The organism is Promicromonospora sp. NFX87, assembly GCF_048564965.1.
Lineage (GTDB): Bacteria > Actinomycetota > Actinomycetes > Actinomycetales > Cellulomonadaceae > Promicromonospora.
This window is the reverse complement of record NZ_CP183413.1, coordinates 284,505-306,436: the sequence shown is the minus strand read 5'-3', so window position 1 is coordinate 306,436 and position 21,932 is coordinate 284,505. Positions and strand designations below refer to the sequence as shown.

General features: G+C 70.5%; 20 protein-coding genes and 1 pseudogene. 11 read left to right on the top strand and 10 right to left on the bottom strand.

Annotated features, from left to right (window positions below):
• The first annotated feature begins 12 nt into the window (after window positions 1-12).
• From ACNYC2_RS01495 to ACNYC2_RS01485, 3 genes are all read left to right on the top strand, one after another.
• Window positions 13-1,710: a DNA repair helicase XPB gene (locus tag ACNYC2_RS01495; RefSeq protein ID WP_419705355.1), complete on the top strand. Its 1,698-nt coding sequence runs from the start codon at window positions 13-15 to the stop codon at window positions 1,708-1,710.
• A 155-nt stretch (window positions 1,711-1,865) separates the two neighbouring features.
• A complete protein-coding gene (locus ACNYC2_RS01490; protein WP_419705354.1) occupies window positions 1,866-4,094 on the top strand; it encodes a TPM domain-containing protein in 2,229 nt (742 codons plus the stop codon).
• A gap of 113 nt (window positions 4,095-4,207) precedes the next feature.
• Window positions 4,208-5,014, top strand: coding sequence for a carbonic anhydrase (locus tag ACNYC2_RS01485; protein WP_419705353.1), 807 nt, complete (start codon window positions 4,208-4,210; stop codon window positions 5,012-5,014).
• A 103-nt stretch (window positions 5,015-5,117) separates the two neighbouring features.
• On the opposite strand, the gene ACNYC2_RS01480 is transcribed toward ACNYC2_RS01485, so the two are convergent.
• Window positions 5,118-5,711 (bottom strand): NYN domain-containing protein, encoded by a 594-nt coding sequence (locus ACNYC2_RS01480; protein ID WP_357452441.1) that lies wholly within the window; start codon window positions 5,709-5,711, stop codon window positions 5,118-5,120.
• Between the two features lie 117 nt (window positions 5,712-5,828).
• On the opposite strand from ACNYC2_RS01480, the gene ACNYC2_RS01475 reads away from it, so the two are divergent.
• The 4 genes from ACNYC2_RS01475 to ACNYC2_RS01460 all read left to right on the top strand — a co-directional run bounded on the left by ACNYC2_RS01475 (window position 5,829) and on the right by ACNYC2_RS01460 (window position 9,281).
• Window positions 5,829-6,554: a response regulator transcription factor gene (locus tag ACNYC2_RS01475; protein WP_116676991.1), complete on the top strand. Its 726-nt coding sequence runs from the start codon at window positions 5,829-5,831 to the stop codon at window positions 6,552-6,554.
• Window positions 6,547-8,010 carry a sensor histidine kinase gene (locus tag ACNYC2_RS01470; RefSeq protein ID WP_419705352.1) on the top strand — a complete coding sequence of 488 codons (1,464 nt, stop codon included), beginning with the start codon at window positions 6,547-6,549 and terminating at the stop codon, window positions 8,008-8,010. The genes ACNYC2_RS01475 and ACNYC2_RS01470 overlap by 8 nt, the downstream gene beginning before the upstream one ends.
• 119 nt (window positions 8,011-8,129) lie before the next feature.
• A complete protein-coding gene (locus tag ACNYC2_RS01465; protein WP_419705351.1) occupies window positions 8,130-8,834 on the top strand; it encodes a hypothetical protein in 705 nt (234 codons plus the stop codon).
• A gap of 156 nt (window positions 8,835-8,990) precedes the next feature.
• Window positions 8,991-9,281: a WXG100 family type VII secretion target gene (locus tag ACNYC2_RS01460; RefSeq protein ID WP_419705350.1), complete on the top strand. Its 291-nt coding sequence runs from the start codon at window positions 8,991-8,993 to the stop codon at window positions 9,279-9,281.
• A 124-nt stretch (window positions 9,282-9,405) separates the two neighbouring features.
• Here the strand turns inward: ACNYC2_RS01460 and groL are convergent, their stop codons facing one another.
• The 6 genes and pseudogenes from groL to ACNYC2_RS01430 all read right to left on the bottom strand — a co-directional run bounded on the left by groL (window position 9,406) and on the right by ACNYC2_RS01430 (window position 15,276).
• A complete protein-coding gene (groL, locus tag ACNYC2_RS01455) occupies window positions 9,406-11,034 on the bottom strand; it encodes a chaperonin GroEL (protein ID WP_419705349.1) in 1,629 nt (542 codons plus the stop codon).
• A 196-nt stretch (window positions 11,035-11,230) separates the two neighbouring features.
• Window positions 11,231-12,748, bottom strand: coding sequence for a phytoene desaturase family protein (locus tag ACNYC2_RS01450; protein WP_419705348.1), 1,518 nt, complete (start codon window positions 12,746-12,748; stop codon window positions 11,231-11,233).
• A gap of 264 nt (window positions 12,749-13,012) precedes the next feature.
• Entirely contained in the window at window positions 13,013-13,216 is a 204-nt protein-coding gene (locus ACNYC2_RS01445) for a cold-shock protein (protein ID WP_108493306.1), read from the bottom strand.
• Between the two features lie 290 nt (window positions 13,217-13,506).
• Window positions 13,507-14,142, bottom strand: coding sequence for a hypothetical protein (locus ACNYC2_RS01440; protein WP_419705347.1), 636 nt, complete (start codon window positions 14,140-14,142; stop codon window positions 13,507-13,509).
• A gap of 42 nt (window positions 14,143-14,184) precedes the next feature.
• Window positions 14,185-14,502, bottom strand: a complete 318-nt coding sequence (locus tag ACNYC2_RS01435; RefSeq protein WP_419705346.1) for a DUF3263 domain-containing protein — start codon at window positions 14,500-14,502, stop codon at window positions 14,185-14,187.
• Window positions 14,503-14,611: 109 nt separating this feature from the next.
• Window positions 14,612-15,276 (bottom strand): annotated as a pseudogene (locus ACNYC2_RS01430) (uracil-DNA glycosylase).
• Between the two features lie 154 nt (window positions 15,277-15,430).
• Here ACNYC2_RS01430 and ACNYC2_RS01425 point away from each other — a divergent pair.
• The 3 genes from ACNYC2_RS01425 (at window position 15,431) to ACNYC2_RS01415 (ending at window position 18,514) form a co-directional block, all read left to right on the top strand.
• Entirely contained in the window at window positions 15,431-16,285 is an 855-nt protein-coding gene (locus ACNYC2_RS01425) for an SGNH/GDSL hydrolase family protein (RefSeq protein ID WP_419705345.1), read from the top strand.
• Between the two features lie 132 nt (window positions 16,286-16,417).
• Complete coding sequence (locus tag ACNYC2_RS01420; protein ID WP_419705344.1) at window positions 16,418-17,950, top strand: MFS transporter; 1,533 nt, start codon at window positions 16,418-16,420, stop codon at window positions 17,948-17,950.
• 27 nt (window positions 17,951-17,977) lie between these two features.
• Window positions 17,978-18,514: a TetR/AcrR family transcriptional regulator gene (locus ACNYC2_RS01415; RefSeq protein ID WP_419705343.1), complete on the top strand. Its 537-nt coding sequence runs from the start codon at window positions 17,978-17,980 to the stop codon at window positions 18,512-18,514.
• A gap of 498 nt (window positions 18,515-19,012) precedes the next feature.
• Here the strand turns inward: ACNYC2_RS01415 and ACNYC2_RS01410 are convergent, their stop codons facing one another.
• Both ACNYC2_RS01410 and ACNYC2_RS01405 read right to left on the bottom strand, forming a co-directional pair.
• Entirely contained in the window at window positions 19,013-19,693 is a 681-nt protein-coding gene (locus ACNYC2_RS01410; RefSeq protein WP_419705342.1) for a hypothetical protein, read from the bottom strand.
• Window positions 19,575-20,015 carry a hypothetical protein gene (locus ACNYC2_RS01405; protein ID WP_419705341.1) on the bottom strand — a complete coding sequence of 147 codons (441 nt, stop codon included), beginning with the start codon at window positions 20,013-20,015 and terminating at the stop codon, window positions 19,575-19,577. Before ACNYC2_RS01405 ends, ACNYC2_RS01410 begins: the two co-directional genes overlap by 119 nt.
• 161 nt (window positions 20,016-20,176) lie before the next feature.
• Between ACNYC2_RS01405 and ACNYC2_RS01400 the strand changes: the two genes are divergently transcribed.
• A complete protein-coding gene (locus ACNYC2_RS01400; RefSeq protein ID WP_419705340.1) occupies window positions 20,177-20,500 on the top strand; it encodes a hypothetical protein in 324 nt (107 codons plus the stop codon).
• Window positions 20,501-20,551: 51 nt separating this feature from the next.
• Here ACNYC2_RS01400 and ACNYC2_RS01395 read toward each other — a convergent pair whose 3' ends face one another.
• A complete protein-coding gene (locus ACNYC2_RS01395; protein WP_419705339.1) occupies window positions 20,552-21,733 on the bottom strand; it encodes a PIN-like domain-containing protein in 1,182 nt (393 codons plus the stop codon).
• Between the last annotated feature and the right edge of the window lie 199 nt (window positions 21,734-21,932).

Sequence of the window (21,932 nt, the reverse complement as noted above, 5' to 3'; positions counted from 1 at the left end):
AGGGAGACCCCCATGCCCGACGGCCCGTTGATCGTGCAGAGCGACAAGACGCTCCTGCTGGAGGTCGACCACCCGGACGCCGAGAGGGCGCGGCGCTCGATCGCGCCGTTCGCCGAGCTGGAGCGCGCGCCCGAGCACGTGCACACCTACCGCCTGACGGCGCTGGGCCTGTGGAACGCGCGCGCCGCCGGCCACGACGCGGAGCAGGTGGTGAGCACGCTCCTCGAGTTCAGCCGCTACCCGGTGCCGCACGCGCTGCTGGTCGACGTCGCCGAGACGATGGCCCGCTACGGGCGCCTCGTGCTGTCGCAGGACCCGGCCCACGGCCTGGTGCTGCGCACCACCGACCGGGCGGTCCTCGCGGAGGTGCTGAAGTCACGGCGCACGGCCGGCCTGGTCGGCGAGCGGCTCGACGAGTCCACCGTCCTGGTGCACCCCTCCGAGCGCGGCCACCTCAAGCAGGTGCTGCTCAAGCTCGGCTGGCCCGCCGAGGACCTCGCGGGCTACGTCGACGGCGAGAAGCACCCGATCCAGCTCAGCCCGGTCACCAAGCCGCGCACGGAGCACGAGCAGGCCAAGCCGTGGGAGATGCGGCCCTACCAGGCGCAGGCCGTCGACGGGTTCTGGCACGGCGGCTCGGGCGTCGTGGTGCTGCCCTGCGGCGCCGGCAAGACGATCGTCGGCGCGGGCGCCATGGCGAAGTCCGGGACGACGACGCTGATCCTGGTGACCAACACCGTGAGCGCGCGCCAGTGGCGCGACGAGCTGGTGCGGCGCACGAGCCTCACCGAGGACGAGATCGGCGAGTACTCCGGCGCCCGCAAGGAGATCAAGCCGGTCACCATCGCGACCTACCAGGTGCTGACGACCAAGCGGAAGGGCGTCTACACGCACCTCGAGCTGCTGGACGCCCGCGACTGGGGCCTGGTCCTGTACGACGAGGTCCACCTGCTGCCGGCCCCGGTCTTCCGGATGACGGCGGACCTCCAGGCCCGGCGCCGGCTCGGCCTCACCGCGACCCTGGTGCGCGAGGACGGCCGCGAGGACGAGGTGTTCAGCCTCATCGGGCCCAAGCGGTTCGACGCGCCGTGGAAGGACATCGAGGCGCAGGGCTACATCGCGCCCGCCGACTGCGTGGAGGTGCGCCTCACGCTCCCGGAGAGCGAGCGCATGACCTATGCGACCGCCGAGATGGAGGACAAGTACCGGCTCGCCGCGTCGGCGTCGGGCAAGAAGAAGGTGGTGGAGCAGATCGTGGCGCGCCACCCCGACGACCAGGTGCTCATCATCGGGCAGTACATCGACCAGCTCGAGGAGCTGGCCGAGCACCTCGACGCGCCGATCATCACGGGCGCGACCACCAACAAGGAGCGGCAGCGGCTGTTCGGGGCGTTCCGCGAGGGCGAGATCTCGCGCCTCGTGGTGAGCAAGGTCGCCAACTACTCGGTGGACCTGCCGGAGGCCTCGGTGGCGATCCAGGTGTCGGGTTCCTTCGGGTCGCGGCAGGAGGAGGCGCAGCGCCTCGGGCGCATCATGCGGCCCAAGGCGGACGGGCGCACCGCGCACTTCTACGCGGTGGTCGCGCGGGACACCGTCGACCAGGACTTCGCGGCGCACCGGCAGCGGTTCCTGGCCGAGCAGGGTTACGCCTACCGCATAGTCGACGCCGAGGACCTGGACGGGTCACCGGCGGACTCCGCGGCTTCCTGACCGTCGGGGCGTGGGCTCGGCCCGCTGCTCAGCAGGGCCCTGACCGGGTTGTGAAAATGCGCTTCACGCTGGGCGTTTACCTGGGGATTCGTTGCAGATCTGCAACGTCACGCTCTCCGATTGCGTGGTCCTGAACCCGGGGTGACTATCAGGACGTGATCGAGTCCCCAGCTAGGCACGAGCATCAGCACGAACCCAGTACCCGGGCATCCGGGGGCTGGGCGATCGTGGCCTTCGCCGGCTTGGTCGGTGTCGTGCTGGCGGCTACCTCCCAGGCCGCCAACGCCACAGTCACCCTGCCGTCCGAGCCGGCGCCCTCCGTCTCGCCGCGGCTCTCCGCGGCGACCCAGGCGCAGCTGATGTCGGACGTGCTCCCGGCGTCGCCGCCGATCACCCTCACCGCCCAGGTGACGGACGACGCCGAGGTGCTCAGCGAGACCGAGCGCCAGGACGTCGACGCCGCCCTCGACCGGCTCGCCGACGAGTCGGACCTGCGCATGTTCGTCGTGTACATCGAGAGCTTCGACGGCACGGAGCCCGTGGACTGGGCCAACGCGAGCGCCAACCAGTCGGGCCTCGGCCCGGACGACCTGCTGCTGGCCGTTGCCACCGTCGACCACGAGTTCGGGCTGTCCGCCGACACCAACGTCCCCCTCACCCCGGCGCAGCTCCGCTCCATCGACAACGCGGTGGCATCGGCGGTCGAGGACGAGCGCTGGGCGCCCGCCGCGACGGACGCCGCGGACGCCGTCCGGCGGGCGGGCACCGGCGGGGCCAGCCCGCTCCTCGTCGTCGGTGTCGTGGTGGCCGGGGTGCTCGTGCTCGCCGTCCTCGGGTACGTCCTGTGGCGCTTCGCCCTCCCCCGGGCCCTGCCCCGCCTGCCCCGGCTCTCCGGCCGTTCCGCGGCGACCGGCGGCCCCGCGCCGGACGAGCTCGCCGACCTACCCGTCGCCGAGCTCGACGAGCGCGCGTCGGGCTCCCTGGTCCGCATCGACGACGCGCTCAAGACCTGCGAGCAGGAGCTCGGCTTCGCCCGCGCGGAGCTGGGCGCCGACGCGACGAGGGACTTCGAGCTGATCCTGGCGCGGGCCGCCGCCGACGTCCGGCAGGCCTTCGCGATCCGGCAGGAGCTGGATGTCGCCGCGCAGGCGGAGCAGGCCGACGGCGGCCCGGGGGCCGACCGTCATCAGGAGGCCGAGGAGCACCGTCCGGTGCTCGGGGACGCCGAGCGGCGCGCACGCCTGAACCAGGTCATCGCGCTGTGCGAGAGCGCCGCCGACACGCTCGACGCCCGCACCCGCGCGTTCGACGACCTGCGCCGCCTGCAGCAGCGCACGCCCGAGCTGCTGGCCGACGTCGCCGCCAGGGAGCCGGAGGTCACCGACCGCGTGACCGCGACCCGCGCGACCCTCGAGCGGCTCGGCGGGCGGTACCCGGCGGACTCGCTGGCGATGGTCTCGGGCAACCCGGAACAGGCCGAGCTGCTGCTGGTCAACGCCGAGGCCGCGGTGTCCGCCGGGCGCTCCGCCCTGGAGGCCGGGCAGAAGGCGGTGGCCGTCGCGCACGCGAGGGGCGCGCAGAACGCGCTCGGCCAGGCGGTCATGCTGCTCGACGCCGTCGATGCCACCGCCGCATACCTCGACAGGGCGGCGGGGCGGCTCGACAAGGCGATAGCGTCGCTGACCCAGGACGTGGTCGCCGCCCGGTCCGTCGAGGGCGACTTCCGGGTGACCCTCGCGCGCACCGCCGCGCAGGCCTCGCTCAAGCATGTCGAGGTCACGCGGGAGGGCGGTGACCCGCTCGCCGGGCTGCAGCGCATCGCGGCCGCTGAGGCGGCGCTCGACGCCGCCCTCGCCGGGACCCGGGACTTCACGGAGGTCGCGGCGCGGGCGTCCGCTCTGCTGCGGGACACCCTCGGCCGGGTCGACGAGCAGCTCCGGCAGACCTCCGACTTCGTCGCCACGCGCCGCGGCGCCGTCGGCTCTGCCGCACGGACGCGGCTCGCGGAGGCGGCAAGGCTGGCCGACGCCGCCCGCTCGCTCCAGCCGATCGACCCCGCCGCGGCGCTCGGGGAGGCCCAGCGCGCGAGCAAGCTCGTGCAGGAGGCCGCGCGGCTCGCCCGCGAGGACGCGGACGCCGTGGTCATCGCAGCCGCTGCCAAGGCAGAGCCCGGCGCGGACGGCTCGGACGAGAACGGCCCCATCACCGGCGGCATGATGCTCGGCGGCATCCTGCTCGACCCGAAGGTCGTGCGTTCCCGCAGGCACGCGGCCACGGCGCGGATCGGTGGCGGGTTCGGTGGCGGCGGTTTCGGCGGCGGGCGCCCTGGCACCCTCAGGCGGCTCGGCACGGTTCGTGCCTGGTGGCCGACGCCCGCGAGATAACGCGTCGTACGTCACATCCGGGGTGGGTGCCTCGGGCAAGGAGATCGGGAGTAATTTGTCCTGCCGGTCCCCTGGACCCGGGCGATCGGCTGATCCCCACGAGAGGTAGCCACATGAAGAAGCTCACCCTGCCCGCGCTCCTGCTCCTTGCCCCGCTGCTCGCGTCCTGCGCGGCGGGCGGCTCCCCCGGTGCGGCCGCGTCGTCCGCTCCGCCACCGGCCGAGCACGCCGGCGAGGTGCACTGGTCGTACGACGGCGAGGAGGGCCCGGACGAGTGGGGCCACCTGGCCAAGGACTTCACGGAGTGCGAGGCCGGCGACGCGCAGTCGCCCATCGACCTGCCCGACCACGCCGAGACGAAGCTGACGGCGCACCCGAAGATCTCGTCGTCGCCCACCGTCGGGGAGTCGGTCGACACCGGCCACACGATCCAGCTCGTACCGGACGGTGACGCGTCCGAGGTCGAGTGGAAGGACAACGAGTTCGACCTGGCCCAGGTGCACTTCCACATGCCGTCGGAGCACACCGTGGAGGGCAAGGCGCTGGACGCCGAGTTCCACTTCGTCCACACCACCGAGGACGGGCAGGCGCTGGTCCTCGGCGTCCTCGCCCAGCAGGGTGACGAGAACAAGGCGTGGCAGCCGTTCATCGACGGCGCGGCCGAGCCGGGCTCCGACGAGCTGCCGATCGACGTCGCCGCGATGCTGCCGTCCGACCCGACGTTCGAGGAGTACGCGGGCAGCCTGACGACGCCACCGTGCACCGAGGGCGTCGACTGGGTCGTCTACCACGAGCCCATAGAGCTGTCGGCGGAGCAGATAGCGGTCCTGGAGCAGACCTACGACAACAACGCCCGCCCGACCCAGCCCCAGGGCGACCGCGAGGCCTACGAGGGAACGGTCACTATCTCGAACGACTGACTGATGCGGGATAAGTCGAAGTAGAGCGCTTGTCCGGTCTCCCTGGTGCACCAGGGAGACCGGACAAGCGCTCTACTTCGACATATCCCGCATCCGGCCCCAGTTAGAGGTAGCGGAGCGGGTCGAACTCCTCGATCGGGATGATGCGGACGCGCGGCAGCATGGTGGTGAAGGCGTCGGCGTCGGCCTCCAGGTCGTACATGACCAGGCCGCGCTGCTCCAGCTCCGTGAACCGGGCGTTCACGAACTCCCGGAAGCCGAGCAGGCCCACCCGCCGGTCGTCGTCGTCGAGCAGCGCCTCGATCTGCGGCAGGAAGTCGCCGTCGTGGCTCGCGAGCAGCACGTCGCCGGGACGGTCCATCAGCGCGTCGAGCGTGCGCTGGATACCGACGTCGACCACCTTCTCCGAGCCCTGCGCCGCAAGCGGGATGGGCTTGTAGCCCATCGCGAGCAGCGCCTGCACGAACGGCATGGGCATCTGGCCGGACGTCGCGTTCAGGAAGAAGAGCGGCACGACCTCCTGCGACCACACCTTCTCCGCGAAGGCGGAGATGCGGTCCCAGCGGGGACGCTCCTCGGGTGCGGGACGGCGGTTCAGCACGTTCATGCCGAGCGTGGCGTCGATGTTCTCACCGTCGACGATGAGATACGTGCGCCGGGGCGTCTGCCCTGGAACCTGCGGGAACGGTGCTGACATGCCCCCCAGCCTAGCGGCGTGCCAGGTAGCGGGCCCTACGTGTCACCTCTTCGGGGCCCGGGCGATTTCCCGGGCGAATCTCAGGCATCGTCCAGGAACCAGTCGCACACTGGAAGCATGGCTACTCCTGAGGCGCGTCTCGTCGTGGTCGACGACGAACCGAACATTCGCGAGCTCCTGTCCACCTCCCTGCGCTTCGCGGGCTTCGAGGTGCACGCGGCAGCGGACGGCAACGGCGCGCTTCAGCTCGTCCGCGACGTCGAGCCCGACCTCGTGGTGCTCGACGTGATGCTCCCCGACATGGACGGCTTCACCGTGACCCGCCGGATGCGCGCGACCGGCCGGCACACCCCCGTCGTCTTCCTGACCGCGAAGGACGACACGCAGGACAAGGTGCAGGGCCTCACCGTCGGCGGCGACGACTACGTGACCAAGCCCTTCAGCCTCGAAGAGGTGGTGGCCCGGATCCGCGCCGTGCTGCGCCGCACCGGTGTGCCCGCCCCCGAGGAGGAGGCCGTGCTGCACGTCGGAGACCTGGAGATGGACGAGGACTCGCACGAGGTGCGGCGCGCCGGCGTCGAGGTGGACCTGTCCCCCACCGAGTTCAAGCTGCTGCGCTACCTCATGCTCAACTCCGGCCGCGTCCTGTCCAAGGCGCAGATCCTGGACCACGTGTGGCAGTACGACTGGGGCGGCGACGCGAACATCGTCGAGTCGTACATCTCCTACCTGCGGCGCAAGATCGACACGCTGGAGATCGACGGCGAGACGCTGCCGCCCCTGATCCACACGAAGCGCGGAGTGGGGTACCTGCTCCGCGCGCCGCAGCCCGCCCGTGCTTGAGCGCATCAAGGAGCGCCTGTCCGGCATCCCGCTGCGCGCGCGGCTGGTCGCGATCATCTCGCTGCTGCTCGCGGCGGGGCTGGGCATCGCTGCGGTCGCGACGACGACGGTGGTGTCGTATTTCCTCGTCCAGCAGGTGGACGGCGAACTGCGAACCGCGGCCCTCAGCCTGACCAGCGACGTCCCGCAGGGCCCCACGCAGGGCCTGCCCAGCAACTACTACGTCCAGATCACCCGCGAGAGCGGCAAGGTCGAGGCGTACGCCACCGAGGCGGTAACACGCTTCGGCAAGCCCGCCCTGCCGACCACCACGTTCGACGAGGCCTCGGACGCCGCCGTCAAGGCGTACACCGTGCCCGCCGAGACGGACACCGCGGGCAGCGAGAGCTGGCGTGCGATCACCATCGCCGCGACGGTGCGAGCGACCGGCGAGCCGGTAGTCATCAAGGTGGCACTACCAATGGTCGGCATGGACAAGACGATCTCGATCCTGACCCGCACCCTGATCCTCTCCGGCCTCGGCATCGTGCTGCTCGGCGGCCTCACCGCATGGGTCCTGGTCGAGCGGTCGCTCCGGTCGCTCCGGTCCGTCGAGCACACCGCGGCGCAGATCGCGGCGGGCGACCTCTCGCAGCGCGTTCCCGAGGCCCCGGCCGGCACGGAGATGGGCTCGCTCGCGGCGTCGCTCAACGCCATGCTGACGCAGATCGAGCGGGCCTTCGCCGCACAGGAGGCCTCCGAGGTGCGGATGCGCCAGTTCGTCTCGGACGCGTCCCACGAGCTGCGTACGCCTGTCGCGACGATCCGCGGGTACGGCGAGCTGTACCGGATGGGCGCCCTGGACAGCACGGAGAAGGTCGACGACACGATGCTCCGCATCGAGGACGCCGCGCGCCGCATGGGCACGCTGGTGAACGACCTGCTGGTGCTCGCCCGGCTCGACGAGGGCCGCCCGATCGCCCGGGCCGACGTCGACCTGGTCGCCCTCGCACGCGACTCCGTCCAGGACCTGCACGCCCTGGACCCGACGCGAGAGGTGTCCCTGGTACCGCTCGACGCGGCCGCCGCCCCGGACGACCCGGCAGGCGAGGTGCCCGGCACCCTGGTCGTGGAGGGCGACAGCGACCGCCTGCGGCAGGTGGTCACCAACCTCATCGGCAACGTCGCGCGGCACACCCCCGCGGGTACGCCCGCGGAGATCGCGCTCGGCGTCCGGAAGGACGACGGCGTGGCGGTGCTCGAGGTGCGCGACCACGGCCCCGGCCTCAGCGAGGAGCAGGGCCGCAGGATCTTCGAGCGGTTCTACCGCGCGGACTCGTCCCGCACCCGCGAGTCCGGCGGCTCGGGGCTCGGCATGGCGATCGTCGCGGCGATCGTGGGCACGCACGGCGGGCACGTAGAGGTCACGCCGACCGACGGCGGCGGCCTCACGGTCCAGGTCAGGCTGCCGCTCTGAACCACGACGCGACGTGTCGGAGTCGTGACCAGCATCCAAGACGGTGGTAGCCGCCGCTGACCCATTGGGTAATAGGCTGGCGGTGCAGTGACCGACATCGACCGTTAGGCAGAATTCACATGGGCGTGCTCACGTCTGACGCGCCGCAGTGGTTGCTCACGTCCTTCGTCCGCAGTGCGCTGGGCGCGGGAGCCACGGCGGGGACCGAGGCGATCGAGGAAGTCGGGCAGGCCCTGCTGGGCCGCTGGGCCGACGAGCACCGGGCGTTCCACAACCTGCGTCACCTCGCCGCCGTCCTGCACCGGGTGGACCAGCTGGCCGAGGAGACGCACGAACCCGACCTGGTGCGCCTCGCCGCCTGGTACCACGGCGCGGTGTTCAGCTCCGAGAAGAAGGTGGCGGAGGCCTCGCAGGGCGGCGAGCAGTCGACCGCCTCGGCCCTCCTCGCCCGCGACGAGCTGACCGGGCTCGGGGTGCCCGCACGCGCCGCCGACCGGGTGGCCGCACTGGTCAACGCCATAGTCCGGCATGCGCCGAACCCCACGGACTTCGACGCCGCGGTGCTGAACGACGCCGACCTCGCGATGCTCGCCGCCGAGCCCCAGCGCTACAAGGAGTACAAGGCGGCGGTGCGTGCGGAGTACGCGCACATCCCGGTCGAGGACTACCTCAGGGCGCGGATCCGGGTCATCGAGCGGCTGCTCGCCCGCAAGTCGCTGTTCCTGAGCCCGATGGGCGCCGCGTGGGAGGAGCCCGCGCGGCAGAACCTGGACATGGAGCTGCACCGGCTGCGCAAGGAGCAGTCGAAGCTCGACGCCGTCTGAGCCGGACCCTCCCGACGGCCGCGCAGCGGTCGGAGCACGACCACACCTCCGGCTGACGCACGCCTGTGCACAGCCGGCCCGGGACACGCCCCGCCGTCGGGCCGCACGTACCTAACGTCGGACGGACGACGCCGGACGGGCCGGCGCGCGGGAGGGATGACCATGCGGTTCGAGGTCGACAGCGACCAGGTGGAGCAGGCGGGCGCGGCAGTGGCGGGCTCGGTGGCGGCCGTGCGGACGGAGGTGGGGGCGCTGATGCGCAATCTCGACGCCCTGCAGGCGAGCTGGCAGGGTCCGGCGGCCGCCGCGTTCGGCGGTACCGTCGCGCAGTGGCGCGGCGCGCAGGCGCAGGTGGAGGGCGCCCTGGACGCGATCCAGGCGGCCCTGGCGGCCGCTGCCCGCACCTATGCGGAGGCGGAGGCGGCAGCCGTTCGCATGTTCTCCTGACGCGTTCGCACGACAAGCCTCACGAACAAATGGCCGACGCCGGCCGGTCGCCCTCCGTAGGGAGGGTGACCGACCGGCGTCGGACAGGGTGCCTGGGCCGGGGCCCGGGCGGGTCAGACCGGACTCAGAAGTCCATGCCACCCATGCCACCGGTCGGGTCGCCGCCCTGGGCGCCCGCGGGCTCCGGCTTGTCGGCGACGACTGCCTCGGTGGTGAGGAACAGCGCGGCGATCGAGGCCGCGTTCTGCAGAGCAGAACGGGTCACCTTGACCGGGTCGTTCACGCCCGCGGCGAGCAGGTCCTCGTACACACCGGTCGCGGCGTTGAGGCCCTGACCAGCGGGGAGGTTGCGCACCTTCTCCGCGACGACGCCGCCCTCGAGGCCGGCGTTGATGGCGATCTGCTTGAGCGGCGCGTCGATGGCGGCACGAACGATCGAGGCACCGATCGCCTCGTCGCCCTCGAGCTCCAGCTTCGCGAACGCGACGGCACCGGCCTGGATGAGGGCCACGCCACCACCGGCGACGATGCCCTCCTCGACGGCAGCCTTCGCGTTGCGAACGGCGTCCTCGATGCGGTGCTTGCGCTCCTTGAGCTCGACCTCGGTGGCCGCGCCGGCCTTGATGACGGCGACGCCACCGGCCAGCTTGGCGAGGCGCTCCTGCAGCTTCTCGCGGTCGTAGTCCGAGTCGGACTTGTCGATCTCGCTGCGGATCTGGTTCACGCGACCGGCGATGAGGTCGGCCTCGCCGGCACCCTCGACGATCGTGGTCTCGTCCTTGGTGACGACGACCTTGCGCGCCTGGCCGAGCTCCTCGAGCGTCGCGTTCTCCAGCTTGAGGCCCACCGTCTCGGTGATGACCTGGCCGCCGGTGAGGATCGCGATGTCCTGCAGCATGGCCTTGCGGCGGTCGCCGAAGCCCGGAGCCTTGACGGCGACGGACTTGAAGGTGCCACGGATCTTGTTCAGCACCAGGGTCGCCAGGGCCTCGCCCTCGACGTCCTCGGCGATGATGAGGAGCGACTTGCCCGACTTCATGACCTGGTCGAGCAGCGGCAGCATGTCCTTGACGTTCGAGATCTTCGACTCGACGATCAGGACGTACGGGTCCTCGAGCACGGCCTCCTGGCGCTCGGGGTCCGTCTCGAAGTAGCGCGCGAGGAAGCCCTTGTCGAAGCGCATACCCTCGGTGAGCTCGAGCTCGAGGCCGAAGGTGTTCGACTCCTCGACGGTGATGACGCCTTCCTTGCCCACCTTGTCGAGGGCCTCGGCGATGAGCTCGCCGATCGCCGGGTCACCGGCCGAGATCGCGGCCGTGGCGGCGATCTCTTCCTTGGTCTCGATGTCCTTGGCGGCGTTCAGCAGCTGCTCGGTGACGGCCTCGACGGCCTTCTCGATGCCACGCTTGATGGCGATCGGGTTGGCACCGGCGGCAACGACGCGCAGGCCCTCCTTCACGAGCGCCTGGGCGAGCACGGTGGCGGTGGTGGTGCCGTCACCCGCGACGTCGTCAGTCTTCTTGGCGACCTCCTTGACGAGCTCGGCGCCGATCCGCTCGAACGGCTCCTCGAGCTCGATCTCCTTGGCGATGGAGACACCGTCGTTCGTGATCGTGGGGGCGCCCCACTTCTTGTCAAGAACGACGTTGCGGCCCTTCGGGCCGAGCGTGACCTTCACGGTGTCGGCGAGCTGGTTGAGCCCGCGCTCCATGCTCCGACGAGCAACCTCGTCGAAAGCGATGATCTTGGCCATGGGGATGAATCCTCCGCTGGTGGCTTGTCCAGGCCGGCCGGTGCCCGCGACGGACGGCCTGCCGTCCCGACGATCATGTCTCGCCGCGACCGGAGGCCTCACCATTCGACCCTTGCTGTCACTCTCGAACGGAGAGTGCTAAGACATTATTGGCACTCGGACCATGAGAGTGCAAGGCGCGTCCGGGTCAGGTGGGTCACGGGCGGAGGTCCGGCAGCGAGCGGACGTCGAACTCCCGCAGCAGCGCCCGGCGGGCGGCGTGCCAGCCGCCCATCCCGTGCACACCCGGCCCGGGCGGGGCCGAGGCGGAGCACAGGTACAGCCCCTCGGCGACCTGGTAGGGATCGGGTGCGAGCGTCGGGCGCGCGACCATCTGCCACATCGTGGCCGCCCCCGCGGAGATGTCACCACCCGGGTAGTTCTGGTTGTGGTGCTCCATCTGCGCGGCGGGTATGCACCGCGAGCCGACGACGACGTCGCGGAAGCCGGGCGCGAACCGCTCGATCTGCCTGGTCACCGCCTCCGTGACGTCCTGCGTGGACCCCGCCGGCACGTGCGCGTACGTCCACAGGGGCCGCACGGGACCGCGCGGCCGGCTCGGGTCGGCGACGCTCGGGTCACTGACCAGGACCACCGGGTGGTCGGCATGCAGCCCGTGCGCCACGCCGTCCTCCGCGGCCACCAGCTCGGCCCGCGTCCCGCCGACATGCACGGTGGAGGCGCGCCCGACGTCCGGCACCCGCCAGGGGACCGGGCCGTCGAGGACGAAGTCGACCTTGGCCGCCGCGTTCCCGTACCGGAACCGCCGCAGCGCCGCACGGTGCCCCGGCCGGACCCGGTCCCCGGCGATCCGGAGCAGGGTGCTGGGCGTGGTGTCGAAGAAGACGGCGCGCGCGGGCGGCAGGTCGGACCAGCTCTCGACCCGGCGGCCGGTCTCGACGGTTCCTCCGTGCGCCTCGAGGTCGCGGACCATCGCGTTCACTATCGCCTGGGAGCCGCCGACCGGGATCGCCCAGCCGCTGTCGGCGTGCGCGAGCGCCGCGAGGAGCAGGGCCGTCCCCGCACCCCCGAGCGACGGGAGCGGTGTGATGTTGTGTGCCGCGACGCCGGTGAGCAGCGCCTTGGCCTCGTCCGTGAGGAACCTGCGGTCCCAGCGGGGCCCGCCCTGCTCGAGGAGCGCGGCGCCGAAGCGCAGACCGGGCCGGACCATCGAGGCGAGGGCCCGCACGGGCAGCGTGTGTCCGCCGGAACCGGGCACGCCCTCCACCATGCCGTGCACCGTCCGCTTGTCGCCCAGGGCGAGCGCCGTGACCTGCCGCCAGTGGGCGGTGAGCGGGCCCAGCAGCTCGCTCCAGGCGTCGCCGTCGGGCCCGAGCCGGTCGGCCGTTCGGGCCAGGTCGCGGAAGGCGATGCCCGCGCGGTCGCCGTCGAGCGGATGGGCGTAGGCGACGTCAGGCGCGACGAGCTCGACGCCACGTGCGGAGAGGTCGAAGGACCGGAAGAACGGCGACGCCCAGGCCATGGGGTGCACGGCGGAGCAGAGGTCGAACAGCATGCCGTCCGCGAGCTCGGGGATCGCGACGGTGCGGGCGCCGCCGCCGATCGTCGGCTGGGCCTCGAGAACCCTGACTCCTAGCCCTGCGCGGGCGAGCGTCACCGCGGCCGCCAGGCCGTTGGGTCCTGAACCCACTACAACCGCGTCGAGCAGGGTCACTCCCCCATCGAATCACGGTATCGGCCCGGACGGCCGATGGCAGGGGTAGTCCTACCGGTCGAGGCTCGCCTGGCGGGGGACCAGGTGCCAGTACGAGCAGCCGCGGTACGGGCGGCTGCTCGGCGGCGTCGGGCATCATCGTCCGGCTGCGCAACAACGACGGTCGTCGTCGACCGTCCAGTTCGGACGCCGGGGTCTGGGTCCCGGCGATCCTGGGGGGCGGCGGGCGACGGGCGGGCCCTTCCCGCCCGTCGTCCCATCGAATCAGAGTGGACGAACCTGCTCTGCCTGCGGGCCCTTCTGCCCCTGCCCCACCTCGAATTCCACTTCCTGCCCCTCGTCGAGGGACCGGTAGCCATCGGACTGGATCGCGCTGTAGTGAACAAAAAGGTCCTGGCCGCCGGCAGTCGGGGTAATAAAGCCATACCCCTTCTCGGCGTTGAACCACTTGACGGTGCCCTGGGCCATGCGTAGTTCTCCTTGTACCTCTGCACGGGACACTCGGTCGACCCGTGGTGGTTCGAGCCTAGTGGTCCGGCTCACACCAGGGAACCCTCTATGTCCCGTATGAGGTATTAAGCGGATGGCGAACGGGCAGGTCAGAGACCTGAGGCGCGGTCCGGCCAGGCGGATATCAATCTGGTGGTACGAGCCGGACGGAGAATCGGCCACACTCCGGCCCTTCCCGGGAGCCGACCAGTGGTTGACCGAAAGCCGACGACAACGCTGCCATCGGCACGCTCAACCGGCCGGCGCCGTCAGCCTGTCGGTGCCGTGAACAGGAAGACCCAGACAGCCTGGGCGGAGCTCGTCACGGCGGCGTTCTCGACGACGTTGGCCTCCGGGATGCCCAGGATCGCGGCGGCCGCCTTGGCCTCCTTGTCCCGTCCCTCGCCGTACCAGACGACGTTGGTCCCGGCCGCGGTGACGGCCGAGAGGTCGGCCTCCGGGGGTGTCGCGGTGGCTTCCGACCCACCGAGACCGCCGGAGACGAGACTGTCGCTGGAAGCGCCTGCGAGGCCCTGGACGGTCCCGAGGTTGTACACCATGTACTTCGCAGCAGGGTCGGCCGCAGCGACCAGATCTGCCACGTTCGGCTCTGACGTCTCTGCCGACGGCGAAGCGCTCGGCGAAGCACTCGGCGCCGAGGCCGAGGGCGAGCCGGACGCCGAGACCGAAGGCGACGCGCCACCCTGCGCCTCTGCAGGGTCGTCACCTCCGGACAGCAGCGTGATGCCGCCCCACGCCACGGCGGCGCACACTACAGCGACCAGCAGGAACGGCCAGGCCGAGCTCCAACCGCTTCGCGGTGCACGGTGCACACCCACAGGTGCGCCCCCGGGGACAGCGACGTCGAACTCGTCGGGCGGGTAGGGGTAGCCACTCTTCGTCACGGCAGAGAGAGTAGCGGGTCGTTGTGTCGGATCGGTGCCCGCTCAGTGGTTCTCATCGGCCAACCGTCGTGCAGAGCGTCCCCGCTGGCGGGTCGATCGGACCCTGCGCAGGCGCTTGACCAGCATCGGGTCGTGCTCGAGGGCGGCCGGAGTGTCGATCAGCGCGTTCAAAACCTGGTAGTAGCGCGTGGCCGTCAGATCGAAGAGTTCCCGTGCCGCTTCCTCTTTGGCGCCCGCATACTTCCACCAGCGGCGCTCGAACGCGAGAATCTCCCGGTCGCGGTCCGAGAGCTTGTTCTCGGCACCGTTGGCCCGCTCGACATCAGGGCTGCCGACCCCGGGAGCCAGCACCTCGCTCATCGGCTCACCGCGTACCCGAAGGACGTGACTGTTCTTCACTCTTCCCCTTTCACAGTGTCAACACGCCGACCCGCCCCTCGACGCCGAAACAGGACCCCCGCGGCGGTCCCTACGGGAGGCGCCAGTCGACCGGCTGCGCACCCTGCTGCTCGAGCAGCGCGTTGGCCCGCGAGAACGGCTTCGACCCGAAGAATCCGCTGCGCGCCGACAGCGGCGAGGGGGTGCGCGCTCTCGACGATCGGCACGTCCCCGAGCCACGGCTTCAGGTTGCGCGCCTTCGCGCCCCACAGGATCGCCACGAGCGGACCGCCCCGCGCCACGAGCGCACGGATCGCCGCCTCCGTGACCTCCTCCCAGCCCTTGCCCGCGTGGGAGTCGGAAGCGCCGGGCCTGCAGGTGAGGGTCCTGTTCAGCAGCATGACCCCCCTGATCGGCCCACGGCCGCAGGTCTCCGTTCGACGGGAGCGGGGCGCCGAGGTCGTCCTGCATCTCCTTGTAGATGTTCGCCAGCGACCGCGGCACGGGCCGCACCTCCGGCTGCACCGAGAACGACAGCCCCATAGCGTGGCCAGGCGTCGGATACGGGTCCTGGCCCACGATGAGCACGCGCACGTCCGCGAGCGGCCGCTTGAACGCCGCGAGGACGTTCTCTCCCGCGGGCACGTAGGTGCGCCCCTGGGCGACCTCGGCGCGCAGGAAGTCACCCATCGCGTGGATGCGCGGTTCGACGTCTGCCAGTGCCTCCGCCCAGTCCGGTGCTACCACCTGCGACAACGGGGGCGGGGCCGAGGCAGCGGCGGTGTCGACAGGGGGCGTCGGGTTCACGATGGTCTCCACGTCCAGGAGGTTACCGGCACCCTCTGACACTGCCAGTTTGTGCTGCCCGTCACACCCCCGAGCCCGCGAGTTCCGCGCTCCACGCGGGAGAATGGGCGCTGTGAGCGCCACGACGACCCCAGAACCGGAAGGCCCGTCCCCCGACCTCCCCACCGCCGCCCCCGTCCGCTGGGCGCGGTACATCGCCATGGGCGACTCCTTCTCGGAGGGCCTGTGGGACCCGTACCCCGACGCCCCGGACGTCCAGCGCGGCTGGGCCGACAACCTCGCCGCCATCCTCTCGGCGCGCCGCATCGCCGCGGGCGAGGCGCCGCTCGAGTACGCGAACCTCGCGATCCGTGGCCGCAAGCTGCGCCCGGTCATCGCCGAACAGCTCGACATCACCGTCGAGGCCAAGCCCGACCTGGTCTCACTCGTGGCGGGCGGTAACGACATCCTGCGCGCCTCCGCGGACGTCGACGCGCTCTCGGCAGCGCTGGAGGACGCCGTCGTCGCGCTCCGGGAGACCGGGGCCGACGTCCTGATGGGTACCGGGTTCAAGGCAGGCGCCGCGCTCAGCTGGACCAACGGCCGCACGGCGATCTTCAACTCGAACGTCTGGTCCATCGCCCGCCGGACCGGCGCGCACGTACTGGACCTGTGGGGCATGCGGGCGCTGGGCGACCTGCGCCTCTGGTCCGACGACCGCATCCACCTCACCCCGGAGGGGCACCAGCGGGTGGCGAACGCGGCGCTGGACGCGCTCGGGCTCGAACCCGACGACGCCGCCTACGACGCCCCGCTCGACGCCGCCCCGCCGGCAGCCTTCCGCGAGACGGCGCGCGCCAACGCGGCGTGGATGCGCCAGCACGTGGGTCCGTGGGTCAGGCGCCGCCTGACGGGCACCTCCAGCGGTGACGGCCGCACCGCGAAATGGCCGACGCCGCAGCAGTGGCCGCGGGCGTAACCGCGCGTCCGGCCGTAGGATCGGCGGGTGAATCTCTGAGGCTCTCCGGTGTTCGCACCGGGGAGCCTCCGCCGTTCCGGACGGCCCCTGCTCGCCGAGTAACTTAACCTTCTAGATGGTACAGTTACTCGCATGACGATGAGCCCTCCGGTCGACGCTCCCGTGTCGCTGCTCGGCCCCCGACGGCGCTGGACGCTCCTGGTGACGGTGGGCGCGGGCCTGCTGCTGATCACCCTGGACAACTCGATCCTCTACACGGCGCTGCCGACCCTCACCCGGGAGCTCGACGCGAGCTGGACCGAGAGCCTCTGGATCATCAACGCGTACCCGCTGGTGATGACCGGCCTCCTGCTGGGCACGGGAACCCTCGGCGACCGGTTCGGCCACCGGCTCATGTTCCTGGCCGGTCTCGCCGTGTTCGGGCTCGCCTCCTTCCTCGCGGCCACGGCACCGACCCCGGAGGTCCTGATCGCCGCGCGCGGCCTGCTGGCCGTCGGCGCTGCGGCGATGATGCCCGCCACGCTCGCCCTGATCCGGGTGGCCTTCGTCAACGAGCGCGAGCGCAACATCGCGATCAGCGTGTGGGGCAGCCTCTCGGTGGTGGGCGGCGCGCTCGGACCGATCGTCGGCGGCGCGCTGCTCGAGCACTTCACCTGGGGCTCGATCTTCCTGATCAACGTGCCGGTCGTCCTCGTCGCCCTGGTCCTCGGGGTCGCCGTCGCACCGCAGGACGAGCCGCACCCCGGCACGAAGTGGGACTTCATCTCCTCCGTGCAGGCCCTGATCACGCTGGTCGGCCTCGTGGTGCTGATCAAGGAGGTGGTCAAGATCGACCGCTCGGGAACGGTGCTGCTCAGCGCGGCGCTGGCGACGGTCGTCGGCTGGTGGCTCTTCGTCCGCCGGCAGCGGCGTCTGCCGTTCCCGCTGCTGGACCTGTCGATCTTCCGCAACGCCGCGTTCGCCTCCGGCGTGCTGGCCGCGGCGTTCGCCATGTTCGCGATGGGGGGCCTGCAGCTGGCCACCACCCAGCGGTTCCAGCTCGTGGCGGGCTTCTCGCCCCTGGAGTCGGGAATGCTGGTGGCCGCCGTCGCGATCGGCTCCCTGCCGTCGTCGATCCTCGGTGGCGCCTTCCTGCACGTCGTCGGCCTGCGGCTCCTGATCGGCGGGGGCCTCGGCGTAGGCGCCGTCGGAGTGGCCTGGACCCTGGTCGCGATCCCGCACGGGATGGGGTGGCTGCTCGGTGGCCTGCTCGTCACGGGCCTCGGCCTGGGCGCGGCGATGTCCGTGGCCTCGACGGCGATCATCGGGAACGCACCCGCCCGCCGGGCGGGCATGGCCTCCTCGGTCGAAGAGGTCTCCTACGAGTTCGGCAGCCTCGCCGCGGTCGCACTACTCGGCTCGCTGCTGACCACCATCTACACCCTCACCGTCCGCCTGCCGGTCGGGGCCCCGATCGAGGCCCGCCGGTCCCTGACCGACGCCCTGGCCGCACCCGGCAGCGGGCCAGAGGTCCTCGACGCCGCGTTCCGCGCGTTCGGCAACAGCTACTCGACGGTCATGGTGGTCTGCGCGGGGGTCCTCACGGTCGGCGCGATCATCACGACCACGCTGCTCCGCGCCTACGGGCCCGGATCGGCGTCCTCCGCCTACGGCTCCGGCCACTGACCCCCGACCGAGCACCCCGGAGAACCCGTGCGACCGAGCAACCGCGACCGCATCCTCGACGCCGCAGTCCGCGTCATCCAGCGTGAGGGCGTCACCGCCGTCACCTTCGACTCCGTGGCGGCCGAGGCAGAGCTGACGCGCGGCGGGATCATGTACCACTTCCCGTCCCGCGAGGGCCTGCTCGTGGCCATCCACCAGCACCTCGCCGACAGCTGGGAGGCTTCCCTCCTGGCCGAGGCCGGCCGGCCCGTCGACGAGCTCACCGCCGACGAGCGCCTGTCCGCCTACATCCGCGTGAACGCCCGGTCCGCGACCCGCGCCGAGCTGCAGCTCATGCTGGAGTCGGCCACGCACCCCGAGTGGGCAGCGCCGTGGAACGGCGTCCTGGAGCGCTGGGCGCCCGTTCCCACCGATGTCGGGACCGACGCCGCGTCCATGGCCCGGCTGGTCACCAGGCTCGCCGCCGACGGGCTGTGGATGTTCGAGGCGCTCGCCTACCGCGATCTGCCGGAGGCGCAGCGCCGCGCGGTGGCGGAGCATCTGGTGCGAACGATCGCCGGCTGATCAGCAGACGACCGGGTCTCGCGAGTTCGGTCGCTTGCTGGTTCCCGCGGCGTGAGATCGGTCAATTGCCATGAGATCGGTCGGTTGATTGACCGATCTCATGGCAAAGGACCGAAGTCGCTGAGTTCGGTCAATTGCCAGGCGCGAGGCTCTGGGGGTCGGGGTCACAGCCAGGCACTTTGTCAGGCAGAGTCCAGCTCGCCGACCTGGAAACGACAGCAGGCCAGCACCGGAATGGTGCTGACCTGCTGGAACGTCTGGAGCCGCCTGTCGGGTTCGAACCGACGACCTTCCGCTTACCGAACGACCGTACTCGTCGGATAACCGCCGGGTCTCGACATGTGCCAATCAGTACAGCGGTGCGGCTGGCGCCGGTGCTGTAGACATACGTACATGCTCATCGATTGCCGCTCATTCCGCCGGATAACCGCCGGGAATCGACTACGCGCGGGGCAGTAGGCGTGCCACGCTGTCAGCAAGGCTGACCCACCATCCGGGTCACCTGTCCGGCTTAGGCACCGGGACGCTGCTGGCCTCGGCGTCGGGGCGAGGGCGTACGAACCTCAGCAGGTGCCGGAACGAGCTCCCGTCCCAAGCCGCATCGGCAATCACCTCGACAACGATCGGCTCGACCAGAGTCAGGTCTATCTCCCCTCGGGCAGCACCGAAGCGACCCAGCATTGTCGTCGTCACCGTGCTCGGCCATGGATGTGTGCCGGCCGGTGGCACTAGCCACGGCGCCAACGCTCTGCGGCCCGATGGTGACAGGGGCGCCGTGCGACCCACGATGCGCAAGGCGCCGCCGACCGGCAGCCCTGCCACCACTTCCTGAGGAGCCGAGCGCGTACCGATCACCGCGCCGCACACCACGTCCAGCGTCGTGCGGCGCTTGACCTTGAGCCACCCGCGCAGGCCCGCCGGGTAAGTTTGAGCGCCGCCTTTGACGACAAGCCCTTCGATACCTGCCGCGCCGTAGATCTCGAACCACTCAGCCGCGATGTCCCGGTTGCTGGTCACCGGTGAGAGGTTGAGCGGCGGCCGCCATGCACTGGAGAGCTGTTCAAGGAGGCCACGTCGCTCGTCGTACGGCAGTCGACGGGTGTCCCGGCCCGCCCGAGCCAGGATGTCGAACGCTGCGTACGACGCCGGATGCGTGCGCCGCGGCGCTGCGCGGTCCACGGCCCATGCGTGTTTGGAGTGCCGCGAAATCCAGACGGCTGCCCGACCAGATGACGAGCTCGCCGTCCAGCACCGTTCCGGTTGGGAGCTGGGCAGCGGTGGCCGCCGTGATCTCGGGGAACGTCCCGGTGAGCTCGGTACCTCGACGTGACCACAAGTGGACACCCGACCGGTCACGTGTCACGACGGCGCGGAAGCCATCCCACTTCAGCTCGTACCTGCACCCACCCGGCAGGGCACCCGCTTGCGGGATCTCCCCGACAGCGCGAGCGAGGGCGACTTGGACCGGGCCGTTCAGCCCGGAAGGCAACGTCGTTGGCATGCCGGGGCCTCCGTTCGGAGACTTCCACGATCGCCCCCCGCCGAACTTCCTGCATCTGCATGGAAGACGCGCCGCGCCACCGACCCGGGCATATCCGGAGTTATCCACAGCGGTTATCCACACTGTGGAACACGTGTTCGAAGGCCACCCATACTGGTCTCATGAGCAACGAGACGAACGCTCCGGGAGTTAAGCCGTCGGAGCTGAGCCCGATGCAGGAGGCGCTGCGGGAGGAGGTCAAGAAGCTGGCAGCGGCGCGCGGGAAGCTCATCCAACACCAGACCACCGGCCGTCGTTCGAGGAAGCTGCCAAGGTCGATCTCAACGCGCTGTACGGCCCTGGCCTACGACGGCACTGTGGTGACGATGGTGGGCGAGGTGACCAGCATCAGCGGCCCGTGGCGCTGGTTCGTTGCCAACTATCCCGGGTGGGGCGAGTGGGTCGCCGTCGTGCACGTCAACGCCTGCGAATACCTCGACCGGTGACGCTTGCTGGGCTGGTCAAGGAATCCGACATGCATCGAGTGGACAGCAGCACTAGGGCGAGTCGTTAGGCCCGTCGCTGTCCTCGTCGCTTTCATCACCAGTGTCAACCGGATCCTCGGCGACGCTCTTCGGCTCGTCGAGTGCGTCGAGTGCGGCGATGAGCTTCCTCCCGCGTGCCGCGTCGAGGGCGTCCAGGATGTCCTGGTCCGTTGTGGGCATGAGCGGCGTTCGCCAATGGAAACTTCCCGATATCTTTTCCAGTGAACTATTCACCTCGGCCGACAGTTGGACTCTTTCGAGCCAGGCCTTGGTTTGCAACAATTCGCTCAGAACATGCTCCGCTTGGGACTCGTAATCCTGCGTCTCCTTGTTAACCGCCACGATTTCATTGAGCGTGCTCTGCTTGGCCCCGGCCCCCGCTGCCTCGGTTGCCAAGCGCACGAAGGTCTCCATGCCCACCTGGTGATAGCGCCGGCCAGGGCCGGTGGCACGTTGAAACTCCAGCACCAGGGAACGATGGGGACGCCGCTGACCGTCGACAGTTTCCCACCAGTCGTCCTTCCCATCCTCCGTGACAAACAGAATGTCAAGATTGTTCGCGGCGGCGTGCTCAAGAATCTCCGCCCAGATGAGGAAGTCTCCGGCCGACTGGGCCTCTCCCGGCTTACCGGCGTCTTCGAAGCCTGGCGGGATGAGGCTGGGAACGCGCCAGTTCACGAAATCATCGGTTCGAAGGCGGATAGTCGCCGGATCCGGAGCTGCGGCTGCCCGTCCGGCGAACGCGGCCTCGATCCGTTCAAGCACGTCGTCGGCGCTGGGTGTGGTGATGGCGGTGTCTGCGAGCTGAAGCTGCTCGATCCCCTTTTTGATGCCGCTGACGGCATCTCGGACAACACGCGCGACGTCTTTGCGCAGATCCTCGTGCATCGTTCCCTTGCCGAGGTGCTTGGTGACGAGCTGCTCGAACTGATCCGTCGGCTTGGCCGCAGCCTCGTAGGCCTTGGAGCGCAGGTCTCGGTTGGAGGCATGGTTGCGGTAGAACTCCACGCCGACCTGATGAGGGAGCCACAAACGTTCTGCGCTGAGCTCGATCGCGCGCAGCACATCTTCGCGCGCCGTCACGGACAGCTTGTAAGGAGCCAGCAGCACGTTCGTGTCCAAGACGACCGTGGCGCCTCGAAGGAAGGCGGCCTCGTCGGCTGGTAGGGGCGGAATGAAGTCATCGCGGCGCACGATTGCACCGTATCGCTCGAAACGGACCTACGCCCGCGAGGCCACTCGATGCCTGGACCATCGGGCGAGGGGTGATGTGATGGGCTTGGCTGAGGGCGCGCATTGGAACGCGGGCTTGCTTCACGTACGGCTACGCGATCCGCGCGGTCGGTACCCGGGTGAAGTGCCGGTGGGCGACACCCTTCCACTCCGCCACGCG

Bases quoted from the DNA above. Each gene is read 5' to 3' on its own strand.
- ACNYC2_RS01495 (WP_419705355.1), top strand. From the start codon at position 13: ATGCCCGACGGCCCGTTGATCGTGCAGAGCGACAAGACGCTCCTGCTG.
- ACNYC2_RS01485 (WP_419705353.1), top strand. From the start codon at position 4,208: ATGAAGAAGCTCACCCTGCCCGCGCTCCTGCTCCTTGCCCCGCTGCTC.
- ACNYC2_RS01480 (WP_357452441.1), bottom strand. From the start codon at position 5,711: ATGTCAGCACCGTTCCCGCAGGTTCCAGGGCAGACGCCCCGGCGCACG.
- ACNYC2_RS01475 (WP_116676991.1), top strand. From the start codon at position 5,829: ATGGCTACTCCTGAGGCGCGTCTCGTCGTGGTCGACGACGAACCGAAC.
- ACNYC2_RS01465 (WP_419705351.1), top strand. From the start codon at position 8,130: ATGGGCGTGCTCACGTCTGACGCGCCGCAGTGGTTGCTCACGTCCTTC.
- ACNYC2_RS01460 (WP_419705350.1), top strand. From the start codon at position 8,991: ATGACCATGCGGTTCGAGGTCGACAGCGACCAGGTGGAGCAGGCGGGC.
- groL (WP_419705349.1), bottom strand. From the start codon at position 11,034: ATGGCCAAGATCATCGCTTTCGACGAGGTTGCTCGTCGGAGCATGGAG.
- ACNYC2_RS01445 (WP_108493306.1), bottom strand. From the start codon at position 13,216: ATGGCCCAGGGCACCGTCAAGTGGTTCAACGCCGAGAAGGGGTATGGC.
- ACNYC2_RS01435 (WP_419705346.1), bottom strand. From the start codon at position 14,502: ATGAGCGAGGTGCTGGCTCCCGGGGTCGGCAGCCCTGATGTCGAGCGG.
- ACNYC2_RS01425 (WP_419705345.1), top strand. From the start codon at position 15,431: ATGGGCGCTGTGAGCGCCACGACGACCCCAGAACCGGAAGGCCCGTCC.
- ACNYC2_RS01420 (WP_419705344.1), top strand. From the start codon at position 16,418: ATGACGATGAGCCCTCCGGTCGACGCTCCCGTGTCGCTGCTCGGCCCC.
- ACNYC2_RS01405 (WP_419705341.1), bottom strand. From the start codon at position 20,015: ATGCCAACGACGTTGCCTTCCGGGCTGAACGGCCCGGTCCAAGTCGCC.
- ACNYC2_RS01400 (WP_419705340.1), top strand. From the start codon at position 20,177: ATGAGCAACGAGACGAACGCTCCGGGAGTTAAGCCGTCGGAGCTGAGC.